We start from the raw sequence: 20,402 nt of genomic DNA on the forward strand, positions 1-20,402 counted from the left end.
TGCTCCTCCGGGACGGAGTGGGCGGCGGCTCAGGCGTACAGGCGGGTCCCGTTGACGGCCACGCGACGGCCGTGGCGGGTGTGCGGGAAGTAGTCCCACACCGCATGATGCTGCACGCTGCGGTTGTCCCAGCACACCAGGGTGCGCGGCTGCCAGTGGACCCGGCAGTGCAGCAGCGGCGTCCCGGCGATGTGCGTGTACAGCATGCCGAGCAGCGCGTCGCTCTCCGCGCGGGACAGCTGGGTGATGTGCGAGGTGTAGGGGGCGTTGACGAACAGCAGCTTCCGGCCGGTCTCCGGGTGCCGGACGACGACGGGGTGTTCGGTGCGCGGCACGTCGTACTCGGGCGGCGGTGTCAGTCCGGCGGCGACCCAGGGCAGGGCTCCGTCGTGCAGCGCGGTCAGCCCGTCCAGGAACTCCCTCATCGACGGCGAGAGCAACTCGTAGGCCAGATGCATGTTGGCGAACAAGGTGTCACCGCCACCGCCTCCGGGGACCGTGGTCAGGTAGAGCATCGAACCGAGGGACGGCTCGACGTCCGCGGTGCCGTCGGCGTGCCAGCCGTTGCCGGCGACCTCCTTCGACTCCTTGGTCGCCTTGATCTCCAGGATGTACGGGTCGGATCCCTCGACCGGCAGCGCCACGGGGTGCAACTCGCCGAAGACACCCGCGAACCTCTTGTGCTGCTCGGGGTCGATGTCCTGGTCACGGAAGACCAGGACGTGGTGGGTCTGGAACGCGTGCTTCAGTTCCTTCTCCTGTTGGGGTGTCAGTTCCCGCGACAGGTCGAGACCCGAGACCTCCGCGCCCAGCAGCGGGGAGATAGGGGTGACGGAGAGGGTGTCGTACGGCTCCGCGGGCCGGGTGGTCAGCCGCTCGACGGCCTGCAGTGCGTAGTCCTCCATGAGGGTCCTCCGTGGTTCGGTGGGGCGGGGGTGGTGTCGGCGAGATCGTCCGCGAGGGCGGCGGCGACCTCATGGACATGCGGCGGGGCTACGAGTTCGTAGTGGTTCGCGTCGACGCGGTGAACGCCGACGGGCCTGGGCAGATGGGCGTCCCACGCGTCGGGCGGGGTCGGCTCCGGGGCCAAGGGGGTCACGTCGTCAGCGGGGCGCTCGGCGAGCCACACGGTGGTGGGTGTCCGGTTGAGCCGCGGCAACCGGTGCTCGGCCATCGCCGCGAGGTTCGTACGGCAGCAGCGCGCGAGGCGTTCGGCGTAGGCGCGGCCGGACTCGGTCAGGCGGCCGGTGCCGTTGTCGAAGTCCTTGCCGTTGCCGCTCAGTTCGCGGGCGAAGACGGCGTCCACCTGCTGCTCGTCGTAGGTCGCGAGCCGTTCGCCGGCGCCGGGCGGGGGTGGGTCGAGGAGGTACAGGGCGTGGACGGGCCGCCCGTCCGTCTCCGCGAGGGCCGCCATGGACAGGGCCGTCCACGCCCCGAACGACCAACCGGCCAGGCGTAGTTGGTGGTCACGGTCGGGGAACACGGTCCGGACGGCCTCCAGGTAGTGCGCGGCGCGGTCGGTGATCGACCGGGCGGGCAGCTGGGGGGCGCGGAGGGCCGGGTCGGCGATGAGGCAGACGGTGAGCTCGTCCGGGAGGGCCGACACCAGTGGGCGGTAGGCCTGGATGTCGCCGCCGACGGGATGGACGAGGCAGAGGACGTCCCGGCCGGTGCCACGCTGCCACACCTCCACGTCCACTTCCTCGCCCACCGCCGAGGTCGGGCGGGTGGCGGCGGCGAGGTGGTCGAGGATCTCGGCGAGGGTGACACGGTGACTGAGCCGGGACAGCTCGATGTCGACGCCGTACCGGCGTTTGACCTCCTCGATGACTTCCAGCAGGGTCAGCGAGTCGGCGCCGAGGTCGTACAGCGGCGCGGCGGGATCGATGGCGTCGACCCCCAGCAGGTCGCACAGGATCTCGGCGAGGTTGGTGACCGAGTCGTCGGGCATGGTGGCGGGGTCGCTGTGGGCCGGGGTCAGGTTCGGCGCGGGTGCCTGCACGGATACCCGTGTCTGTCCGTCCACCCGTTCCGGTGCCGGTGCCGGTTCGTAGAAGAAGCGGGCCTGGGGCAGAGGTGTGGTGTTGACCATCAGATGGGGCAATTGCAGGTGCAGAGCCCGTTCGAAGACCGCCGCGCCGTCCTCGGGGGTGAGCGCGACGGCCAAGTGCTGCTGGTGACGGGCGTCGGCGCCGAGGGCGTGCTGTGCCATGCCGACCTCCCGCCAGGCGTCCCAACCGATGCTCATGCGGACGGTCGCGTCCAAGTCGCCCGCGCCAGGCGGTGCGTACTGGGCGAAGGCATCCAGACAGGCGTTGGCCGCCGCGTAGTCGAACTGGCCAACACCGCCGTACAGAGCGGCCATTGAGGAGCAGTAGGCCGCGTACTCGGGTTTGTGCTCGGCGATCAACCGCTCGACGAGCAGGGCGCCGCGCAGTTTGGCCGCCGTGGCGTGGCGGGCGGTGGCGGGGTCCCGTCGGGCGAGCAGTCCGCCGGCGGCTGTTCCCGCCGCGTGCACTATGCCGATGAGGTCGTCGAGGTGCGGGGCGAGGCGCGCCGCGATGGTGTGCGGGTCCTCCGTGGCGAGGTCGGCCGGGACGACGGTGACGCGGTCCGCGTGCGCCCGCAGGGCGGGCGGGGTGCTGTCTCCGCGGGCGAGCAGGACCACTCGGGTACCGGGCTGTTCGAGGAGCCGTGCCGCCAGGGTGGTGCCGATGCCGCCGGTTCCGCCGAGGATGAGATGGGTTCCGGGGGCGACCGGCGAGGTTGCGGCCGCTGGTTCGAGTGCGGGCGCGGGGACCGGGTGGAGGGTGCGGTGCCACCAGAAGCCGGCGCGCAGAGCAACCGTCGCTTCGGCGTGGCTGTTGTCGTGGAGCAGGTCCGGCAGGTGTACAGCCCAGTCGGCCGGGTCGGGTCCCGGCAGGTCCAACCAGCTCATTCTTACGCCGAGTTCCTGGCGCGGGGTCTCGGTCGCAGCGGCGAGCAGTCCCGCTTCGGGCCTTCGGACAGCGCCGGTGACCGGCTGTGCCTGGTGGGACAGCAGCCATACGCGTGGCCGGTCCGCCTCCGGGAGGTCGGCCATGGTCCTGCCGAGGGCGGCGACCGTGTCGAGGCACGCCCACTGGGCGATCTCCAACGAGCGCTCGTCAACGCTGCCGCCCAACCCCAAGGGCAGAATGTGCAGCCAGTCGACGCCGGGTTCGCCGCGATCGGTCAAGTGGGCCAACAGTGCCGCGAGCTGCGCGGAGTTGGTGGGATCAACTTCGTACTGGTCGTCGTCGAGGCGGGTGAGGGTGTCGGGGGCGCTGGCGGCCCGTGCGTGAACTCGGACCACGCGCGCGTAGTGCCGCTCCAGGAATCGCCACTCCTCAGGGGTCGTGTCCGGTCCGGTCACCAACACGGCGGTGCGGCGCGGCACTTGGGCACGTGCGTAGGTCCGGGCTCGGCGTAGCCGGGTCCACTGCGGCTGGTGCAACCACTCGGCGGCGGGCAGCCGTTCCGGCGCCGCGGGCGTGACGGCACGGGCAGTGCGGGCGAAGTCGTACTCGGCCGTGTCGAAGGCGGGCGGCGGGAAGTCCCAGGGCGGGCTCGCGGGACCCTCGGGCCAGACGAAGGTGTGTCCGGCCGTCCAGCGCTCGGCGATCACCTGCGGGTCATGCCCCGCCTCTGTCAACCGAGTTGATGGGGAGGGTGCTGCCGTCGAGGTGAGCGAACGAAGCCATGCCACGGCCGACGCGACATCGGGGCAGACCGCCGCCGCCCGGTGGGCGAGTGCGGGGCGTCCGGCCTGGAGGTGGCGCAGTACCTGCGGATACGCCTCGGGGTGTGCGCTCAGGTAGTCGGCGATACGACGGCCATCCGCGCGTACGGCTGCCTCCGAACTGCCGGACAGGAGCAGGCACGGCACGGGTTCGGGCGCTCTCTGCCCGGTCGGCGCGGTGAACGCCGTTGGCACGTCGTCGAGTTGCTCAAGCAGCAGATGGGCGTTGGTCCCGCCGATGCCGAAACTGCTGACGGCGGCCACCCGCGGCACGCCCTGCCGCCAGGGCTCCGCCGCCACCGGTACCCGGAACGGCCCGTCCTCGATCTCCGGGTTGAGGCGGTCGAAGTCCGCCATGGGCGGGACGATCCCATGATGAACGGCGAGCACGGCCCGCACCATGCCGACGACTCCTGCTGCGGCACCGAGGTGTCCGATCTGGCTCTTCACGGAGGACAACGCCACGCGCGCGTCGTCGGCCAGGCCGTACGCCTGGCGCAGCGCGGCGGCCTCCACCGGGTCCCCGAGGCGGGTGCCGGTGCCGTGGGCCTCCACGTAGCCGAGGTCGGCGCCGGTACGGCCGCTGCGGTGCAGGACGGTGCGGATCGCGGCGCGTTGCCCGGCCAGGGCGGGCGCGCTGTAACTGAGCTTGTCCGAGCCGTCGTTGTTGATGCCGGAGCCGGTGATGACGGCGTAGACGGTATCCCCGTCCCGGCGGGCGGCGGCGAGGGTCTTGAGGACGACCATGCCCGTGCCGCTGGCTCCGACGGTGCCGGCGGCGTCCTTGCTGAAGGGCCGGCAGTGGCCGTCCGGGGAGAAGATGTGCTGCGGCCGGTAGGTGTAGCCGTCGGTCAGGTCGGGGTCGACGAGGACGCCACCGACGAGCATCACGTCCGCGTCGCCCTGCCGGAGCATCCCGGCGGCGATGTGCACGCCGACGAGCGAGCTGGAGCACGCCGACTGCACGGTGAAGGCGGGGCCGGTCAGGCCCAGGTGGTAGGCGGCCTTGGTGGCCAGGAAGTCCTTCTCGTGATGCAGCGCCAGGCGGAAGGTGTCGGGGAGTTCGGTCTGGTCGGCCTCGCGCAGCATGCGTTGGAAGTAGGTGTTCTCCCCGCAGGAGGCCACGAGTCCGACGCGGTGGGCCGCCGGGGCGCCGATGCCGGCGTGGGCGAGTGCCTCGACGCAGTTCATCAGGAGCTGCCGCTGCTGGGGGTCCATCAGCCGGGCTTCGTGAGGGCTGATCGTGAAATGGCCCGGGTCGAAGTCGAGCAATCCCTCCATCTGGCTGCGGGCACCGACCCGGCCGTCGGTCGTCGGGAAGTGCTCGATGCCTCGGCGGCCGGAGACGACCAGGTCCCAGAAGGCGGACAGGTCGGGGGCTCCTGGTAGCCGTACGGCCATCCCGATGACGGCGACGAGTTCCTCACCCCGCTCCCCACCCGGGACGGTACCCACCGACGCCGGCTCAGGGGTGTCCGCGCCCCGCCGGTCCAGGAGGCGTGCCAGGGCTCGGAGGCTGACATGCTCGAACAACTCCGGCACGGTGAAGGCGAGATCGTCCTCGCCCGCGCACCGCAGCTGAAAGCGCATGAGGTCCAGACTCGTCGCGCCCCCGTCGAAGAACCGCTGCTCCACGGCGATCGCCTTGCCGGTCACCGTCTCGAACAGTGCGGCCAGCCGTCCTTCGAGCGGCGACAGGACGGAGGCGGCCGCACGGGCCGAGCTCAACTCGCGGCCAGGGGCGGTGAGTGCCGCCTGCCGATCCAGCTTGCCGCTCGGCGTGCGCGGCAGTTCCACCAGACGACGGAAGCGACTGATGCGTATGTACGTCGGCAACTGACCGGCCAGATGGTCTGCCAGCTCCGCGAGATCGGGGTCGTCGCCCCGGCACTGCAGGCACGCCACCAGCCGACCGTCCGCCACGACGGCGACCACGTTGGTCACGCCGGGGAACTGGAGCAGCGCGGCCTCGACCTGCTCCAACTCCAGCCGGTGTCCGCCGAGTTTGACCTGGGCGTCCTCTCGTCCCGCGTAGTGCAACAGTCCGTCGGCATCGAAGCGGGCGAGGTCGCCGGTGCGATAGAAAAGGCCGACGTCGGGATCATCGGTGAAGCGGTCGCGGTGCGGCGCGTCGGGGCCGAGGTAGCAGCGGTTGGCCATGAGACCGCCGATGAGCAACTTGCCGGTGACGCCGGGCGGGACAGGGTGGCCGCCCTCGTCGACGACGCGCAGGACGGCATTCGCCACCGGTCGTCCGATCGCCGGGCGCAGCGGCCAGGTGGCGGGATCACCGTCGAGGCACAGGCCGCTGGCGACGTGGGTCTCGGTGGGACCGTAGTGGTTGAACAGCCGGGCGTCCGACAGCCCTGCGAACCACCGCCGGATCACATCGGTGCACACCAACTGCTCACCGGCAGTGACAACTTCACGCAGCTGGGACGGGAAGCGCCCGGTGCGCACACCGTGTTCGGCGAGCAATTGCAGGGCGACGTACGGCAGGAAGATCCGCTCCGCTCCCCCGCTCTCCAACTCCCGCAGCAGCGCCGGGACATCGTGCCGCCAGGCCGGTCGCACCAAGCGCAGCAGACCGCCGGAGCACAGGGTGGTGAAGACCTCCTGGAACGAGACGTCGAAGGACAGCATGGAGAACTGCTGCGTGATCGCGGGCTCGCGCAGGCCGCCGTCGGTGCGCTGCCAGGTCAGCAGGTTGCACAGGGTCCGGTCGGGTACTTGGACGCCCTTGGGAGTTCCGGTGGAGCCGGACGTGAACAGGGTGTAGAGCGGGCGCAGACCCTGGTGGGTGGACGGTTCCGGCGGTGCGGTCGTGGGGGCGGCGGCGAGCGCGAGGGTGTGCCGTGGCAGGGACGGGGGCGCGATCGCGGCGAGGACGTCTTCGTCCTCGGGTGCCAGCAGTACGCACAGGGGGTCGGCCTGGTCGAGGACCTGCCGCAGGAGGGGCGGCGGGTAGGCGGGGTCGAGGGGGACGACCGTGAGGTTGAGGCGGGCGGCCGCCAGGAGCGCCACGATGTGCTCGACGGAGGGGTGGAGGTAGAGCGCCACGGCCGCCGGCGCGGCGGGATCGGCCGGGATGCGGAGGCGGGTGCGCAGGGTCTCTGCCAACTCGGCTGCCTGGGCGTCGAGTTCGGCGTAGGTGAGGGTCGACTCGCCGGTGGTGACAGCCGGGGCGTGCGGAGTGCGGGCCACTTGTCGGGCGAATCCGTCGGCGACGGTGGTGAAGTCCGGTGTCCGCTGGGGGCCTCGGCCCTGGTCGGGCAGAGAGCGGCGGTAGGAGGCGACCAGTTCGTGCGGGGTGAGGTCGCTCTCGCGGGTGTCGCCGGTCAGGTGGTCCAGGACCTGGCGGAAGAGGCGGGCGGCGGCTTCGGCGCGCTCGGCCCCGATGTCGTCGCGGTACTCCCACAGACAGTCGAAGCCGCCCTCGTGCTCCACCACCGACAGCGTGAGGGCGCACTTGGCGCCCAACGGCTCGGGGCACACCGGTCGTATCTCACAGCCGTCCAGACGGAGCGCCGAGAAGTCGGTGTTCTCAAGGACGAACAGGTAGTCGAACAAAGGCGTCCGCTCGCGGAAGGCGCGGTCGGCAAGGACGTCGGCGAGGGCGACCTCCTGGTCCCGCAGCACGGCGGACACGGCGTCGGAGTGGGCCACGAGCTGGGCGTCCAGTGAGCGGTGCGGCTCCAGCGGCAGGTCCAGGAGCACGGTGTTGGCGAACATGCCGACCGTGTCCGCGAATTCGGGGCGGGGTCGGTTCGCCACCGGCGTGGCGACCAGCGGGCGGCTCTGCCCGGTGACGCCGTACACGCTGGTCGCGAACGCGGACACCAGCAACTGGAACCTCGTCAGGCCCAGTTGGGCGGCGCGCCGGTCCAGTGCGCCACGACGGACCAGGTCGAGCGAGGTCCGCAGCAGCCGGGCCTGTGGCACGGCCGCCGTGTCGGGAGCCGGCAGGGCGGGTGACGGTTCGCCGTCGCGGCCGTAGTGGGAGCGCAGCCGCGCGCGACGGTCCTGGTACGCGGCGCTCGTGTGCCAGGTGTGCTGCCAACGGGCGAACTCCAAGGGCGTGACGGCGGAGGGCCGTTGAGCACCACCGCCGGTGTAGGCGTCCGTGAGGTCGCGGAGGAGGAGGTTGAGCGACCAGCCGTCCACGGAGACGTGGTGCAGGTGCAGCAGGAGCAGTCCACCATCGGCGTCTGCCACCCAGGCGACCCGCAGCATCCGGGCGTCCGCGAGATCGAAGCGGTGGCCGAAGAACCGGTCGGCGGTGTCCTGCCACTCCTCCCCGGGCCGGGCTTCGACTCGTTGCCACGGGTCGTAGGGGTCGGCGGTCTGCTGGATCAGTCCGTTCGGGGTGGGCACCAGCCGGGTGCGCAGAGCCACGTGCCGTTCGACCAGGGTGCGCACCGCGCGACGCAGGGCCGCGGTGTCGACGCGACCCTGGATGCGGAAGGCGAGCGGTACGTCGTAGGAACGGTCTTCGGGCTGCCGCTGGTGCAGCAGCCAGAGGCGTTCCTGCTCGCTGGTGGCCGGTGCGCTCGACTCGCTCACGGGACCGGGTACGGGTACGGGTGGGTGCTCTCCCGCGGCTGTGTCCGGTGCGTGCACGGCGTCCGCGAGCGCGGCGAAGTCGGCTGTCAGGACCAGGTCTTGCGGCAGATCGACCGCGAAGCGGCTGAGGATCTCGAAGCGGAAACGCAGCGCCTTCAGCGAATCCCCGCCGCTTTCCGCCCAACGGTCGCCCGGACGCAGGCCGTTGACGGCGAGGATGCCCTCGGCGACCTCCAACACCCGCCGCTGCTCGTCACTGACGGGTGCGTCGGTGTCCCGCGTGCCGCGCCACGGGGTCCGGGCATCGCGCAAGAGGGCGGCCTGGTCGACCTTCCCGTTGGCGTTGCGCGGCAGTTCAGCGACGAGGTGGGTGTGATGGGGGCGCATGTAGGAGGGCAGGGTGGTGGCGAGGTGACGGTCGTAGGCCTCGTAGGAGAGGTCATCGCCCAGGGAAGCGTCGCCCCTCGGGGCTTCGTCTCCCAGGACGAGGAAGGCGAGCAGTTCGCCCCGGCCGTCGTCGTCGCGACGGGCACAGACATAGGCCTGGCGGACGGCGGGTTGCGCCAGGATCTGCCGCTCCACCTCGCCCGGCTCGATCCGGAAGCCGCGCACCTTGACCTGTCGGTCCGCCCGGCCGACGTAGGTGATCCGGCCTTGGGTGTCCTGGCGTACGAGGTCGCCGGTCCGGTACCAACGCCGTTCCGCGTCCGCCGTGTTCGACAGTCGGACGAAGCTGCGGGCGGTCTGCTCGGGCAGGTTGCGGTAGCCACGGCCCAACGCCGTTCCGGACAGAAGCAGTTCGGCCACTTCGCCCGGCTCGGCGGTGCGGTCGTCCTCGGTGCGCAGCAGGGTGCCGGTGCCCGGCAGTGGGGTGCCGATGGGGATCGTGTCGCCGTCGAAGTCCCGTGGGATGGGGTGGCAGAGGGCGAAGGTCGTGGCCTCCGTCGGTCCGTACACGTTGTGGAGGACGGTGCGGGAGGTGGGATTGGCCGCGTACCAGCGGCGGATGATCCGTGCGTTGAGCTGTTCACCGCCGACGAGTACCTGCTCGGTGGCGGCGAAGCAGTCCGGCACCTGCTCGACGACCGCGTTGAACAGAGCCACCGTGATGAACAGGGTGTCGACGCGGCGCTCGGCGAGCACTCCGGCCAGCCGGTGCGGGCTCTGCACCTGGGTGTCGTCGAGTACGACGCAGACGCCGCCGGTGAGGAGCGGTACCCACACCTCGAAACTGAGGGCGTCGAAGGCGGGGTTGGACAGGCAGGCGTAGCGAGCGCCGGGCCGTATGTCGATGTAGCCGGGCCGGGCCAGCCGTAGCACTCCTTCGTCGGTGACCTCGACGCCTTTGGGGCGTCCCGTGCTGCCGGAGGTGTAGAAGACGAAACCCGTGGCCGTGTCGCCGGGATGCCCGGGTGACACGGCGGGCAGCCCGGGCCCGTCGGCCGGCTCGGCATCGGGGCTCAGGAGCAGGTCGGCGTCCACCACCGGCACGTGCGTGGGCAGTTGGGTAACGAACCCGCTGTCCTGGACGACGGCGACGGCGCCCGAGTCGTCGAGGATGTGGCCCTGCCGGTCGGGTGGGCTGAGCCGGTCGAGGGGTACGACGGTGGCTCCGACACGACGGATGCCGAGCATGACGCAGACCAGTTGCCACGAGCGGGGCAGGCAAACGGCGACCGCGTGCCCGGGGCGCACTCCCCGAGCCCGGAGCCGCGTGGCCACTCGGGCGCTGACCCGTTCGAGTTCCGTGTAGTCGAGGACGCGGTTGCCGTCCTCGACGGCGACGGCGGAGGGGGTACGACGGGCCTGGTCCAGTACGGCGTCGGCGAGGGAGGATGATCGCGCGGCGGCCGGAGTGGCGGGGCGGCGCCCCGACGGGGAGTGGTCGTCGGTGGGTCGGAGGCCCATCACGCCTCCCGTATCGGCAGCGCCAACTGATCTGCGTGATAGGCCAGTTCGGCACTCAACACCGCACCGACCTGAGACGCGCCGACGCCCTCCAGGATCTCCCAGTGGTCGCACGCCATCGTCTCGACGCGGTAGTCACCCTCCGCGCGCCGCCGCCAGAACTCGCGGACCTCGGCGTGGAAGGGGGTGTCGACACCGCCCGGTACACCCTCTGCGAGAACCAGACGCGCCGGGGAGGCCGCCGGGAGGTGTTCGCGGGCGGTGAGCCGGTTGTGGTTGTAGAGGTGGAAGTAGCGGTCGACCTGAGCGTCGTCGATGCCGGGATACATCCCGTTGAAGCGCACGAGTTTGTCGCGGAACTCGGCCTCGTCGACGGCGCCGATCTCTTCGCGGGCGGACGCGTCGTCGGTGGCCTGGGTGTCGAGGAGGACGACGCTGACGGCACGGTGTCCGGCGCGGGCCAGGATGCGTCCCATCTCATGGGCGACGAGACCGCCGTAGGACAGACCGGTCAGGACCAGCGGGGCCTCGTCCAGGGGCGTCCCGTCCACCGGTGTCCCGTCCGGCCTTGCCTCGACGGGGAGTTCGAGGAGCCGCAGATACGCCTCGGCCATGGCCTCCACGGTGGGCAGGAGGTCCTCGCCGGGGTTCACTCCCGGGGACTGGATGCCGTACAACCCGACCTGCTCGGGCAGGAGTTCGGCCAGGGGCAGGTAGCAGAAGGCGGTGCCTCCGGCGGGGTGTACGCAGACCACGCGCGGGCCCGTGCCCGAGCGGAACTCGATGAGGCTGCCCGGGGCGCGGGAGGTGCCGTCCTCGCGCAGCAGCTCGGCCAGCGACTCGATGGTGGGCCGCGTCATCACCTCGGCCACGGGGAGCCTGCGGCCGAACGTCTCGGTGACGGCGTGGGCCATCTTGATGGCCGACAGTGAAGTCCCGCCGATCTCGAAGAAGTTGTCGCTGACGCCGATGTCAGGGTGCAGCAGGATCCGCTGCCAGATCCGGTACAGGCCGTGTTCGACATGGTCGCGCGGACTGGCCGTGTTGACCTGGTCGGACGTCGACTCCTGGGCCAGGCGCAGCAGTTCGGGCCGGTCGAGCTTGCCGCTGCGGTTGATCGGAAGGGCGTCGAGGTCGAGGAAGACGGCGGGGATCATGTAGTCGGGCAGTCGGCGGGCGAGGGCCGCGCGCCAGTCGTGGGCGGTGCGCGCCGGTGCGGTGCCGCGGCCGATGCCGGCGACCAGCCGGGGCTGGCCGGCCGCGTCGCGGTCGACGACGACCGCGGCTTCGCGGACACCGGGCAGGGTCATGAGCGCCGCCTCGACCTCCGCGGGCTCGATCCGGAACCCGCGGAGTTTCACCTGGTCGTCGGCGCGCCCCAGGTAGTGGGCCGCACCGTCCGGCAGCCGCCGGGCGAGGTCTCCGGTGCGGTAGATCCGCTCGCCGGGCACGAACGGGTCGGGCAGGAACCGTTCCTTGGTGAGGTCGGGCCGACCCAGATAGCCGCGGGCCAGGGATGCTCCACCGAGGTACACCTCCCCCACCACGCCGGGCGGGACGGGCTCCATGCGGCTGTCGAGCAGGTACATACGGGTGCCGGGCAGCGGGCGGCCGATGGGACAGGGCCGCTCCAGCGGGCGGGGGTCGTAGTAGGCGGTGCTGTAGAGGGTCGCCTCGGTAGGTCCGTAGCCGAAACAGACTCGCAGGCCGGGGAGTTGCTGGGTCATGCGGTGCAGCGCGGCTTCGGTGAGCGACTCGACTCCGGTGAGCAGCTTGCGCAGTTGAAGCCCCTGTATGCGCGGCGCGGGATCCTCGTCGATCCACTTGACGTAGGCGGGCGGCAGGAACGCCTGGGTCACCGCGTGGTCGCGCATCCACGCCATCAAGGCCTCGGGGTCGCCGCGCAACTCCTCGGGGACGATGTGCAGTTCGCCGCCGGTGGTCAAGGGCAGCAGCAGTTCGTGGATCGAGGCGTCGAATCCGATGCTGGACCAGGCGGAGCCGACCTCGCCGGGTTCCGTGCCCATGCGGGCGTGCCAGGTGGCGAAGAGGCTCAGGACACTGCGGTGTTCCACCGCCACGCCCTTGGGCCGTCCCGTCGATCCGGAAGTGAAGATCACGTAGGCGAGCCGGTCGTGCGCGTGGCCGACGCCTGCCGGCGGGCCCGACTGGCTTACGCCCTCCGCCTCTACGCCACTCAGGTCGAGCCAGCCCCCGCCGCGCTCCGCGCTGTCGTGGTCGCTCAGAACGAGAGGGCAGGCGGCGTCCTCGACCATGCCCGCGAGGCGTTCCAGGGGCTGGCCCGGGTCGAGCGGGAGATAGGCGGCGCCCGCCTTGAGGATGCCGATGATGCCGACGGCCAGGTCGCAGGAGCGTTTGGCGTGGAGGCCCACGACGTCGCCGGGGCGGACGGACCGGGCGACGAGGGCGTGCGCGAGGTGGTTGGCGCGGCGGTCGAGTGTCGCGTAGTCCAGCGAGCGGTCCCGGTCGACGACCGCGGTGTGCGCGGGGCGCTCGCGCACCTGGGTCTCGAAGAGTTCGACGAGTCCGGACGCCGTGCGCAGCGCGGCCTCCGTCGGGTCGGGCCGGCGAGCGGCGCCGCCCAGGTCGGTCGGGGCTTCGGCGACCTGCGTGGCGTCACCGTCGAGCAGCACCTGCCGGCGTTCCTGCGGCTCCATCAACTCCAGGGCGCGGATGTCCCGTTCGGGGTGGTGGGCCATGTCGGTGAGCAGGTGTCGCAGATGGTCGGCCCAGCGCTGGGCGGTGGTGTGGTCGAGGAGCGCCGTCGCGTAGTCCAGGTAGCCGGTGATGCGGCCGCCGGACTCGGTCGCCGACACGGCGAGGTCGAACTTGGCCGGGGCGTGGGCGATGGGCAGCGGCTCGGCCTCGACTCCGGGCAGATGCAGCAGGTCCCGCCGCTCGGGCACCCAGGCCAGCATGGTCTGGAACAGCGGTGTGCGGGAGGCGCTGCGCGGCGGGTTGACCAGTTCGACGATGCGCTCGAAGGGCAGGTCCTGGTGAGCGAGCGCCTCGCGTACGACGGCGCGGGTACGGGTGAGCGCCTCGGAGACGGTGAGGGAACCGGACAGATCGATGCGCAGGGGCAGGGAGTTGACGAGGAAGCCGATGACGCCGGCCGCTCCCGGTCCGCGCCGGTTCGCGAACGGGCTGCCGACAACGATGTCGTCCTGCCCGGACAGACGTGACAGCAGAATCGCCCAGCCGGTCAGGACGGCCACGAAGGAGGTGGCACCGTGCCGTCTGGCCAGACGGCGGAGCCCGGCGGTGGCCTCGGCGTCCAGACCGAACTCGGCCCGCCCGCCCTCGTATCGCTGTTCCACCGGTCGTGGCCGGTCGGTGGGCAGTTCCAGGACGGGTGGCGCGTCCTGGAGCGCGCGCCGCCAGTAGTCCTCCTGGGCGACGAGCCCACCGTCGAGGACGGCTCGTTGCTGGGCGCTCGCATGGTCGGCGAACTGCACCTCCAGCGGGGGCAGGGGGCTCGGGGCGTCCACCGAGAACGCCTGGTAGAGCTGGCCGAGTTCGTCCATCATCACGTTCATCGAGACACCGTCGTAGATGCTGTGATGGAACGTCAGCAGGAGTACATGACGGTCGGACCCCAGGGCGAGAAGGCGGCCTCGCCCGAGGGGGCCGGCCTCCAGGTCGAACGGCTTCTGCTCCTCGTCGAGTTGGCGGTCTGCCACGCCCGCGTCGGGGTTCGCGGTGTCGGTGAGGTCCTCGAAGGTCAGGGCGAACCCCGCACCCGGCGGATCGATGTGCTGACGTACCTCCCCCTCTCCGTCCACCAGCCGTGTCCGCAGCACCTCATGACGGTCCGTCACCGCGTCGAAGGCGCGTGCCAGCAGGTCACGGTCGAGTGGGCCGGTCAGGGAGAAGGCGATCGTCTCGTTGTACGCGGCGTTCGCGCCCGGCAGCTGGGCCAGGAACCACAGTCGTTGCTGGGCGAAGGAGGCGGCCCGGACACGGGTCGCCCGTTCGGCACCGGCCGCGGCCGGGTCGGCGGACGCGTGTGGAGTAGGAACAGCGGGGACAGGGTGGGGGGTGCTCTGCACCGGCAGTACCTGGCCTTCCCTGGGTGCGGGGCTGGGTGTCAGCGGCCGGGACGGGCGTGTGCCGTCACCGCGGGGCGATTCCACAGGGTTGGGTGGCGGAAAGCGGCCCGGCGATTCGACAATTCGTTTCCCGAAACCTCCGGCCAATTACTTGGTCACACCATTTTCTTGCTCACTCGGATTTCTTTCCGGCCCCCGTGACACAGTCGTAAGCATCGATCACGGGCTCAGGACATGTCAACACTTGACATTCCGGAGATCCCCATGGAGGTGTTGCACCCAAAAGGGGACCGTGGAGAGTCAGCCCGCCGCCGTGTTGTAGTTGACAATTCGCTCCACCATGAGCGCGACCGCGCCGGGCAGTGGACTGTCCGCCCCTTTGCTCACCACTTCGGGCAGCCGGTGCGCCTCCTCCTCGGCGACCGCCACCATGCCCCAGAACGCGTTGAAGGCCGAGGGATCCGCCGGCTTGTCGGTGGCCGCCTCGACTCTCGCGATCCCGTCCCTCTCGACCACGGTCAGCGCTCCCATCTGCCGCAGCGTGTCGGGATCCCGTTCCTCGGCGGCCACCACGCTCCAGCCCGCCACCCCTGTGTGTCGCACCGCGGCGAGCAGACTGCCCGCGCTGTCCGCTCCGGAGACAACGATGTCGGGAAGGACGAGAGCCACCGGCCCCCGCGTCATCGGCAGGGCAATCCGGATCGCACCGTCGAGATCCGGTTCAAATGACTGGTCTTGGTGGACAAAGACCATTTGAAAGATTTCGCCGTAGCGCACGAGATAACTCACGGTGTCCATTTTGTGCGTCCCGAACACGACGACCACACGCACGTTGAGTCCGCTTTTGGCCAGTTCGACAACAGCCTCCAGACTGCGGTCCAGCACAGTGACTCCAGGAGCCAGACAGTGCAGTTCCTTCGAGTAGGGCGCCCTGAAGCGTGTTCCGAATCCGGCGCAGGGCAATATGATCGAAACATCAGGAACGGGCACAGTCGAACTCCGCATTGCGTGGCCCTCAGCTTGTGTCGACGATCGGGAACCGGCGCTGTCCGGTGTCGCTCTGCCTCCAACTCCGTTGCGACGACGCCCACTTGATCGTGCCCCTGGACAACGCGACGTATGCTGCCCGATTGAGACGACAGAACGAAAGAGGGCGCCGGATGCGGGTGTTGTTGTCCACCTACGGAACGCGTGGCGATGTCGAACCGCTGGTGGCACTCGCGGTGCGGCTCCAGGAGCTCGGCGTGGAGGTGCGGATGTGCGCCCCGCCGGACGAGGAGTTCGCTCAGCGCCTGGCAGGCCTCGGCATGGAACTGGTGCCGGTCGGGCCGCCGGTACGGGAGTTGATGCGCGGGACGACTCTGCCGTCGGCGGCGGAACTGGCCCGGTACCGGACCGAGATGGTCGCCACGCAGTTCGACGTCTTCCCGGGGGCGGCCGACGGATGTGACGCGCTGGTGGCGGCCGGCCTGGCGCAGATCGCCGCGCGGTCCGTGGCCGAGGCCGCGGGCATCCACTACGTGTACGCCAGCTACTCGGCGGTCAACCTGCCGTCGCCGTACCACGCGCCGCCGCCGCGGCCAGGATGGCCGGAGCCGGAAGCCACGGACAACCGGACGCTGTGGGAGCTGGACGCCCAGAACGTGAACGCGCAGTTCGCCGAGCCGCTCAACGACCACCGGGCAGCGCTCGGTCTGCCGGCGGTGGACAACGTCCGCGACCACGTCTACAGCGACCGGCCCTGGCTGGCGGCGGACCCGGTCCTGGGACCGTGGCGGGAGACCCCGGGCCTCGACGTGATCCAGACGGGCGCGTGGAGCCTGCCGGACGAACGCCCGCTCCCGGCCGAGTTGGAGGCGTTTCTGGACGCGGGCGCACCGCCGGTCTACGTGGGCTTCGGCAGCATGCGCCCGGCGCCGGACATCGCCCGCAGGGCCGTCGAGGCGATCCGCGGACAAGGCCGCCGCGTGCTCGTCTCCCGCGGCTGGGCGGACCTGGACCTGGCCGACGACCGCGACGACTGCTTCACCATCGGCGAGGTCAGCCACCAAAGCCTGTTCGGCAGGGTGGCCGCCGTGGTGCATCACGGCGGCGCGGGTACGACGCTGACGGCCGCCCGGGCGGGAGCGCCGCAGGTGGTGGTGCCTCTCCGCCTCGCGGACAACCCGTACTGGGCCGGCCAGGTGGCGGATCTGGACATCGGCGCGGCACTCGACGGTCCGACGCTGACCGACGAGTCGCTGAACGTCGCGGTCAAGACGGTCCTGGCGCCCGAGACCCGGGCGCGCGCCAAGTCCCCGAGCGGCAAGCTCGGTACCGACGGAGCCGCGGTGGCCGCGAGCCGGTTGCACGATGCCCTGGTCCGGAAGAGCTGATCACCTCGCGACCGACGCGGTGGCCGACTGCTAGCGTTCGGGCGCATGGAAGACGGCGTGTATGTGGGCAACGCGGGCAAGGACGCCGCGCTGGACCGGGGTTGGCTGCTCGGTCACTTCAAGGAGCACGGCGATCCTCGCCACAGCGACGCCCTGGAGGTCAAATGGGGCGTCCACCCGCGCGGCGAGCAGCGAGCACAGTGGGTGCAGGGCGAAGTGCGTACCGCTCTCCTCGTCCTCGTCACAGGCCGCTTCCGGATGGAGTTCCCCGACCGCAGCGTGCTGCTGGAGGAACAGGGCGACTATGTCGTCTGGGGCCGGGGAGTCGACCACTCCTGGGTCGCGGAGGAGGAGTCGGTGGTACTCACCGTGCGATGGCCTTCCGTCCCTGGGTACGCCGTACCGCACGACGAAGTGCGGACGGATTCGTAGAGCCGAATGGAAAGTCCTGCTGTCGATCAGCCGAGCAGGGCCAAGAGCGGTGCCGCCGGCAGCGGGTGACGCGTGTCGCCGTCCGGACCCGTGGTCGTGGTGGCCATGAGCAGCGAGTTGAGTACCGACTCCTCCACCGCGTCGAGTACGGCGGCGAAGAGCGGGTCGAGCCGGTCGTCGGGCACCACGGCGGGCCCGGCAGGCGTACCCAAGGGGCGGGTCCCCAGGGCGAGTCCGTAGTCCCCGCTGCCATGGCCGTACCCGGCGCCGACCCTGGCCAGCCCGTAGACGGCCCTGCGCGCCAGTCGGGTCAACTGCCGTGCGTCCAGCGGCGCGTCGGTGGCGACCACGACCATGCACGACCCCACTTCGGGACCGGCCTCCACCACCGGAACACCCACAGCGGCGGGGGTGACCGTCCGGCCCCGCACCCTCAACATGCCGCCGAAGTTGGCCTGCACGAGCACCCCGAGCGTCACGTCCGTCCCCGCCAGGGACACGTGCCGCGACGACGTACCGATACCGGCCTTGAACCCGAGGGCCGTCAACCCAGTGCCCCCGCCGACACATCCCTCGGCCACAGGCCCGCCCGACGCGGATTCGAGCGCGGCACGGACATGCTCCTCACGGACAGGACGCGACCGGATGTCGGACAACAACCCGTCGTTGCACTCCCCCACCACCGGATTCAGACTCCGTACGCCCGCTCCCTCGGGCTGCTCCAACAGCCAGCCCACCAGGGCATCCGCCACACGGAACGCGGACAGGGTCGAGGTGAGCAGCACCGGTGTTTCCAGCGCGCCGAGTTCGGCGATCTGCGTGGCGCCGATCAGCTTGCCGTAGCCGTTGCCCACGAACACCCCGGCCGGCAGCGGACGGCCCGGTCCCACCCCGTCCGGCACGATCGCGGTCACACCGCTGTGCACCCGGGGCGGACGGATCAGCGTGGTGTGCCCGACGCGGATACCGGGCACGTCCGTGAGGGCGTTGTGCTCACCCGTGGGACCGTCCCCGATGACGAGGCCGAGGTCTCGGGCTCTGCGTGGGGCGGAGGGCGGGGGTTGAGGGGCATCTGGGACGGGTGCGCGCATGTCCGGAGACTATCGACGCCGCCGGCGCGGTTACGTCTGTCCCTCGCACGCGTCATGCCGTGATGCCTGTGGATGTCCCCCGCCCCGCCCCCGCACACATCCCGCCGTGACGTCTACGGGCGTCCTCCGCACACGGACCACACCTCCTCAAGAAGCGTGGGGTACTCCGCGCCGTAGGTGGCCACCGCCGCGAACACGGCGTCGAGGGCGGCCTGGAGCGGATCCGCTTCGCCGGCGCCGGTCACGGCGGGGAGCGCCATGTGCGGTTGCGACACCGGTACCGAAGGATCCGGGGTGCCGACGGTGAGATGTGCGCTGAGCGACACGTGCCGCGTCTGCTGGCCTTGAGCCACATTTGCTCTGGCCGCCACAGGTCCCGTCATCGGGTGATGCCCGGGCGCCACTTGCGGTTTTGGGGCGGGCTGGGCTCCGGGCTTGACCGGCGGGCGGAAGACCGGCCGCTGAGGTGGGACGGCCCTGGTGACCGTCCGGTCCGGAACGCGCGGGTCGTCGATCAGCGTCCGCCACATGCGGGACTCGTCGTCGAAGGGGGGCGGCAGCGGCTCCCTCCGTGCCAACGCCGTCAGGGCCGACGCGATCCAGTCGAGGTCGGCGAGACCGGCGGCCGTACAGGCGCGCCGGGCCGCCAACAGCGCGATCGTGCGCTGCGTTTCGGGTTCTGCGGCGTCGATGGCGTGCACGAGGGCAGCGTCGTAGCGCAGCAGACCGCGGACGTTGCCACCGACGGCTCGCAGCGCGGGGCTGGGGAGTTGATCGCCCCAGATCCATCGTTCGTAAGCGAGTTGGCGCTCGCGTTCGGCCTGCTCCTCGGCGAGGCGGGCAGCGCGTTCGGCCTCCGCCCGTTCGGCAGGCGTGGGCGGGGGCGGTTGGCTTCGGGCGTAGTCGTGCCAGTAGGCGGCGATCGCCGCGGTCTGCCGGATCACTCGGTCCGGTGCGGGCGGGGCCGGCCAGAACTGCAACAGATAGCGGTCGACGTGGGGTTCGTCGGCCATGCGCGTGTCCACGTCCCGGGCCCGGTCCATGCCCAGAGTGCAGTAGCGCACGCGGTAGTCGTTCTCCTCCAGGCCGAGGTCCCAGGTTCCCCCTCCGGCCCACTCGTTGAGAACCGTCCGGTCCGACATGGGGTGGAAGGCGACCTCCACGACGTCTTCCCACGCATCGTCCAACAAGGGCTCGGCGGCGTGCACTTCGACTGTGAACCCGACGTGCCCGGTGTGCAGACCCGTCGTCAGCCAGAGCGTGCCGGGAATCGCCGCGCCGCACAGCCCACCGCTCTGCCCCGCGAACGCCTCGGCCAGGCCGGGCCCGAGACTGTCCGGGTCGCTCTCGACGTAGAGCTGCGCGTAGTGGACGTACACCTCGCCGTCGACCGGAGTACGCACCATCGAAGTCATGCGAACAGCGTAGGGAGCACCACTGACAATGCCCGTCCCCAACGGGACTTCGCGGGCGCTCCCTAGGAGCCAGTACGGGCCGACTTGGCCAACTCCACCTGCAGAGCCGTCACTTGCATGTCCAGGGCGAACTCGAAGCGTTCGTCGAAGGTGCCGGACGTGACATGGCCGGAAGCCTTCCGCAGGGCCGGAAACTCCTCGCCGTCGAAGTCGAGCACGGGGTCAGGTGCGGTCGTGGTCGTGGTCGCGGTCGCGGGCACCGACGCGTCGGCGGACTGGGCCTGCTGCTCCTGTGTGATGCCCAGGATCAGATAGGACACGGTCCAGGTGGCCCAGGACGCCGTTCGCGGGGGAAACCCGCGTCCAGGAGCGTCTGGATCACCGTGTCGGCCAACCGGTACGTGTTGGTCTCCGTCGTCGCGATCCCCGAAACCAGGCGCGCGCCGTCGCGATGGGCCAGGAGGGCTTTGCGGTACCAGCGGGCGAGGGCACGGAAGCGGTCCTCCCACTGAATGGGGAGGGCGGCCACGTCCAGTCCCGCGAGGACGGCGTCCGACATGAGCACGAGCAACCGCTGCTTGTTCTCCGCGTGCCAGCGGACGTTGTTGTGCTGCACGCCCAGCCTGTCCGCGACGGCACGCATGGTGACCTTCTCCAGGCCCTGCTCGTCGAGCACGTCGAGTGCCGCGTCGACGACCGCTGCGCGACTGAAGCCCATGCGCGCCTTCCTTCACGACTCCGACTTGCGTCACGACCCTCTTGTCCAGCGGCCAATATAGCGCCGC

10 protein-coding genes are annotated in these 20,402 nt (G+C 70.9%); 2 read left to right on the forward strand and 8 right to left on the reverse strand.

Translation table 11 applies throughout. The features are described 5' to 3' along the window. Positions 1–29: 29 nt before the first annotated feature. From ACIP6U_RS11275 to ACIP6U_RS11290, 4 genes are all read right to left on the reverse strand, one after another. Entirely contained in the window at positions 30–905 is an 876-nt protein-coding gene (locus tag ACIP6U_RS11275) for a TauD/TfdA dioxygenase family protein (RefSeq protein WP_401715109.1), read from the reverse strand. Further along, on the reverse strand, positions 869–10,231 hold the full coding sequence (locus ACIP6U_RS11280; RefSeq protein WP_401715111.1) for an amino acid adenylation domain-containing protein: 9,363 nt from the start codon (positions 10,229–10,231) through the stop codon (positions 869–871). The genes ACIP6U_RS11275 and ACIP6U_RS11280 overlap by 37 nt, the downstream gene beginning before the upstream one ends. Beyond that, entirely contained in the window at positions 10,231–14,304 is a 4,074-nt protein-coding gene (locus ACIP6U_RS11285; RefSeq protein ID WP_401715113.1) for an amino acid adenylation domain-containing protein, read from the reverse strand. Before ACIP6U_RS11285 ends, ACIP6U_RS11280 begins: the two co-directional genes overlap by 1 nt. A gap of 300 nt (positions 14,305–14,604) precedes the next feature. Beyond that, positions 14,605–15,189 (reverse strand): hypothetical protein, encoded by a 585-nt coding sequence (locus ACIP6U_RS11290; RefSeq protein WP_401715115.1) that lies wholly within the window; start codon positions 15,187–15,189, stop codon positions 14,605–14,607. Positions 15,190–15,464: 275 nt separating this feature from the next. Between ACIP6U_RS11290 and ACIP6U_RS11295 the strand changes: the two genes are divergently transcribed. Together ACIP6U_RS11295 and ACIP6U_RS11300 are read left to right on the forward strand one after the other, a co-directional pair. After that, on the forward strand, positions 15,465–16,679 hold the full coding sequence (locus ACIP6U_RS11295) for a glycosyltransferase (RefSeq protein WP_401715117.1): 1,215 nt from the start codon (positions 15,465–15,467) through the stop codon (positions 16,677–16,679). 45 nt (positions 16,680–16,724) lie between these two features. Then, entirely contained in the window at positions 16,725–17,111 is a 387-nt protein-coding gene (locus ACIP6U_RS11300) for a signal peptidase I (RefSeq protein ID WP_401715119.1), read from the forward strand. Positions 17,112–17,137: 26 nt separating this feature from the next. Here the strand turns inward: ACIP6U_RS11300 and ACIP6U_RS11305 are convergent, their stop codons facing one another. The 4 genes from ACIP6U_RS11305 to ACIP6U_RS11320 all read right to left on the reverse strand — a co-directional run bounded on the left by ACIP6U_RS11305 (position 17,138) and on the right by ACIP6U_RS11320 (position 20,335). Then, positions 17,138–18,202: a P1 family peptidase gene (locus ACIP6U_RS11305; protein ID WP_401715121.1), complete on the reverse strand. Its 1,065-nt coding sequence runs from the start codon at positions 18,200–18,202 to the stop codon at positions 17,138–17,140. Positions 18,203–18,315: 113 nt separating this feature from the next. Next, positions 18,316–19,617, reverse strand: a complete 1,302-nt coding sequence (locus ACIP6U_RS11310) for a hypothetical protein (protein WP_401715123.1) — start codon at positions 19,615–19,617, stop codon at positions 18,316–18,318. A 62-nt stretch (positions 19,618–19,679) separates the two neighbouring features. Next, entirely contained in the window at positions 19,680–19,937 is a 258-nt protein-coding gene (locus tag ACIP6U_RS11315; RefSeq protein WP_401715125.1) for a hypothetical protein, read from the reverse strand. Continuing rightward, positions 19,925–20,335 carry a TetR/AcrR family transcriptional regulator C-terminal domain-containing protein gene (locus ACIP6U_RS11320; protein WP_401715127.1) on the reverse strand — a complete coding sequence of 137 codons (411 nt, stop codon included), beginning with the start codon at positions 20,333–20,335 and terminating at the stop codon, positions 19,925–19,927. The genes ACIP6U_RS11315 and ACIP6U_RS11320 overlap by 13 nt, the downstream gene beginning before the upstream one ends. Positions 20,336–20,402: the final 67 nt, after the last annotated feature.

This window comes from Streptomyces sp. NPDC088794, assembly GCF_044750545.1.
Taxonomy (GTDB): domain Bacteria; phylum Actinomycetota; class Actinomycetes; order Streptomycetales; family Streptomycetaceae; genus Streptomyces.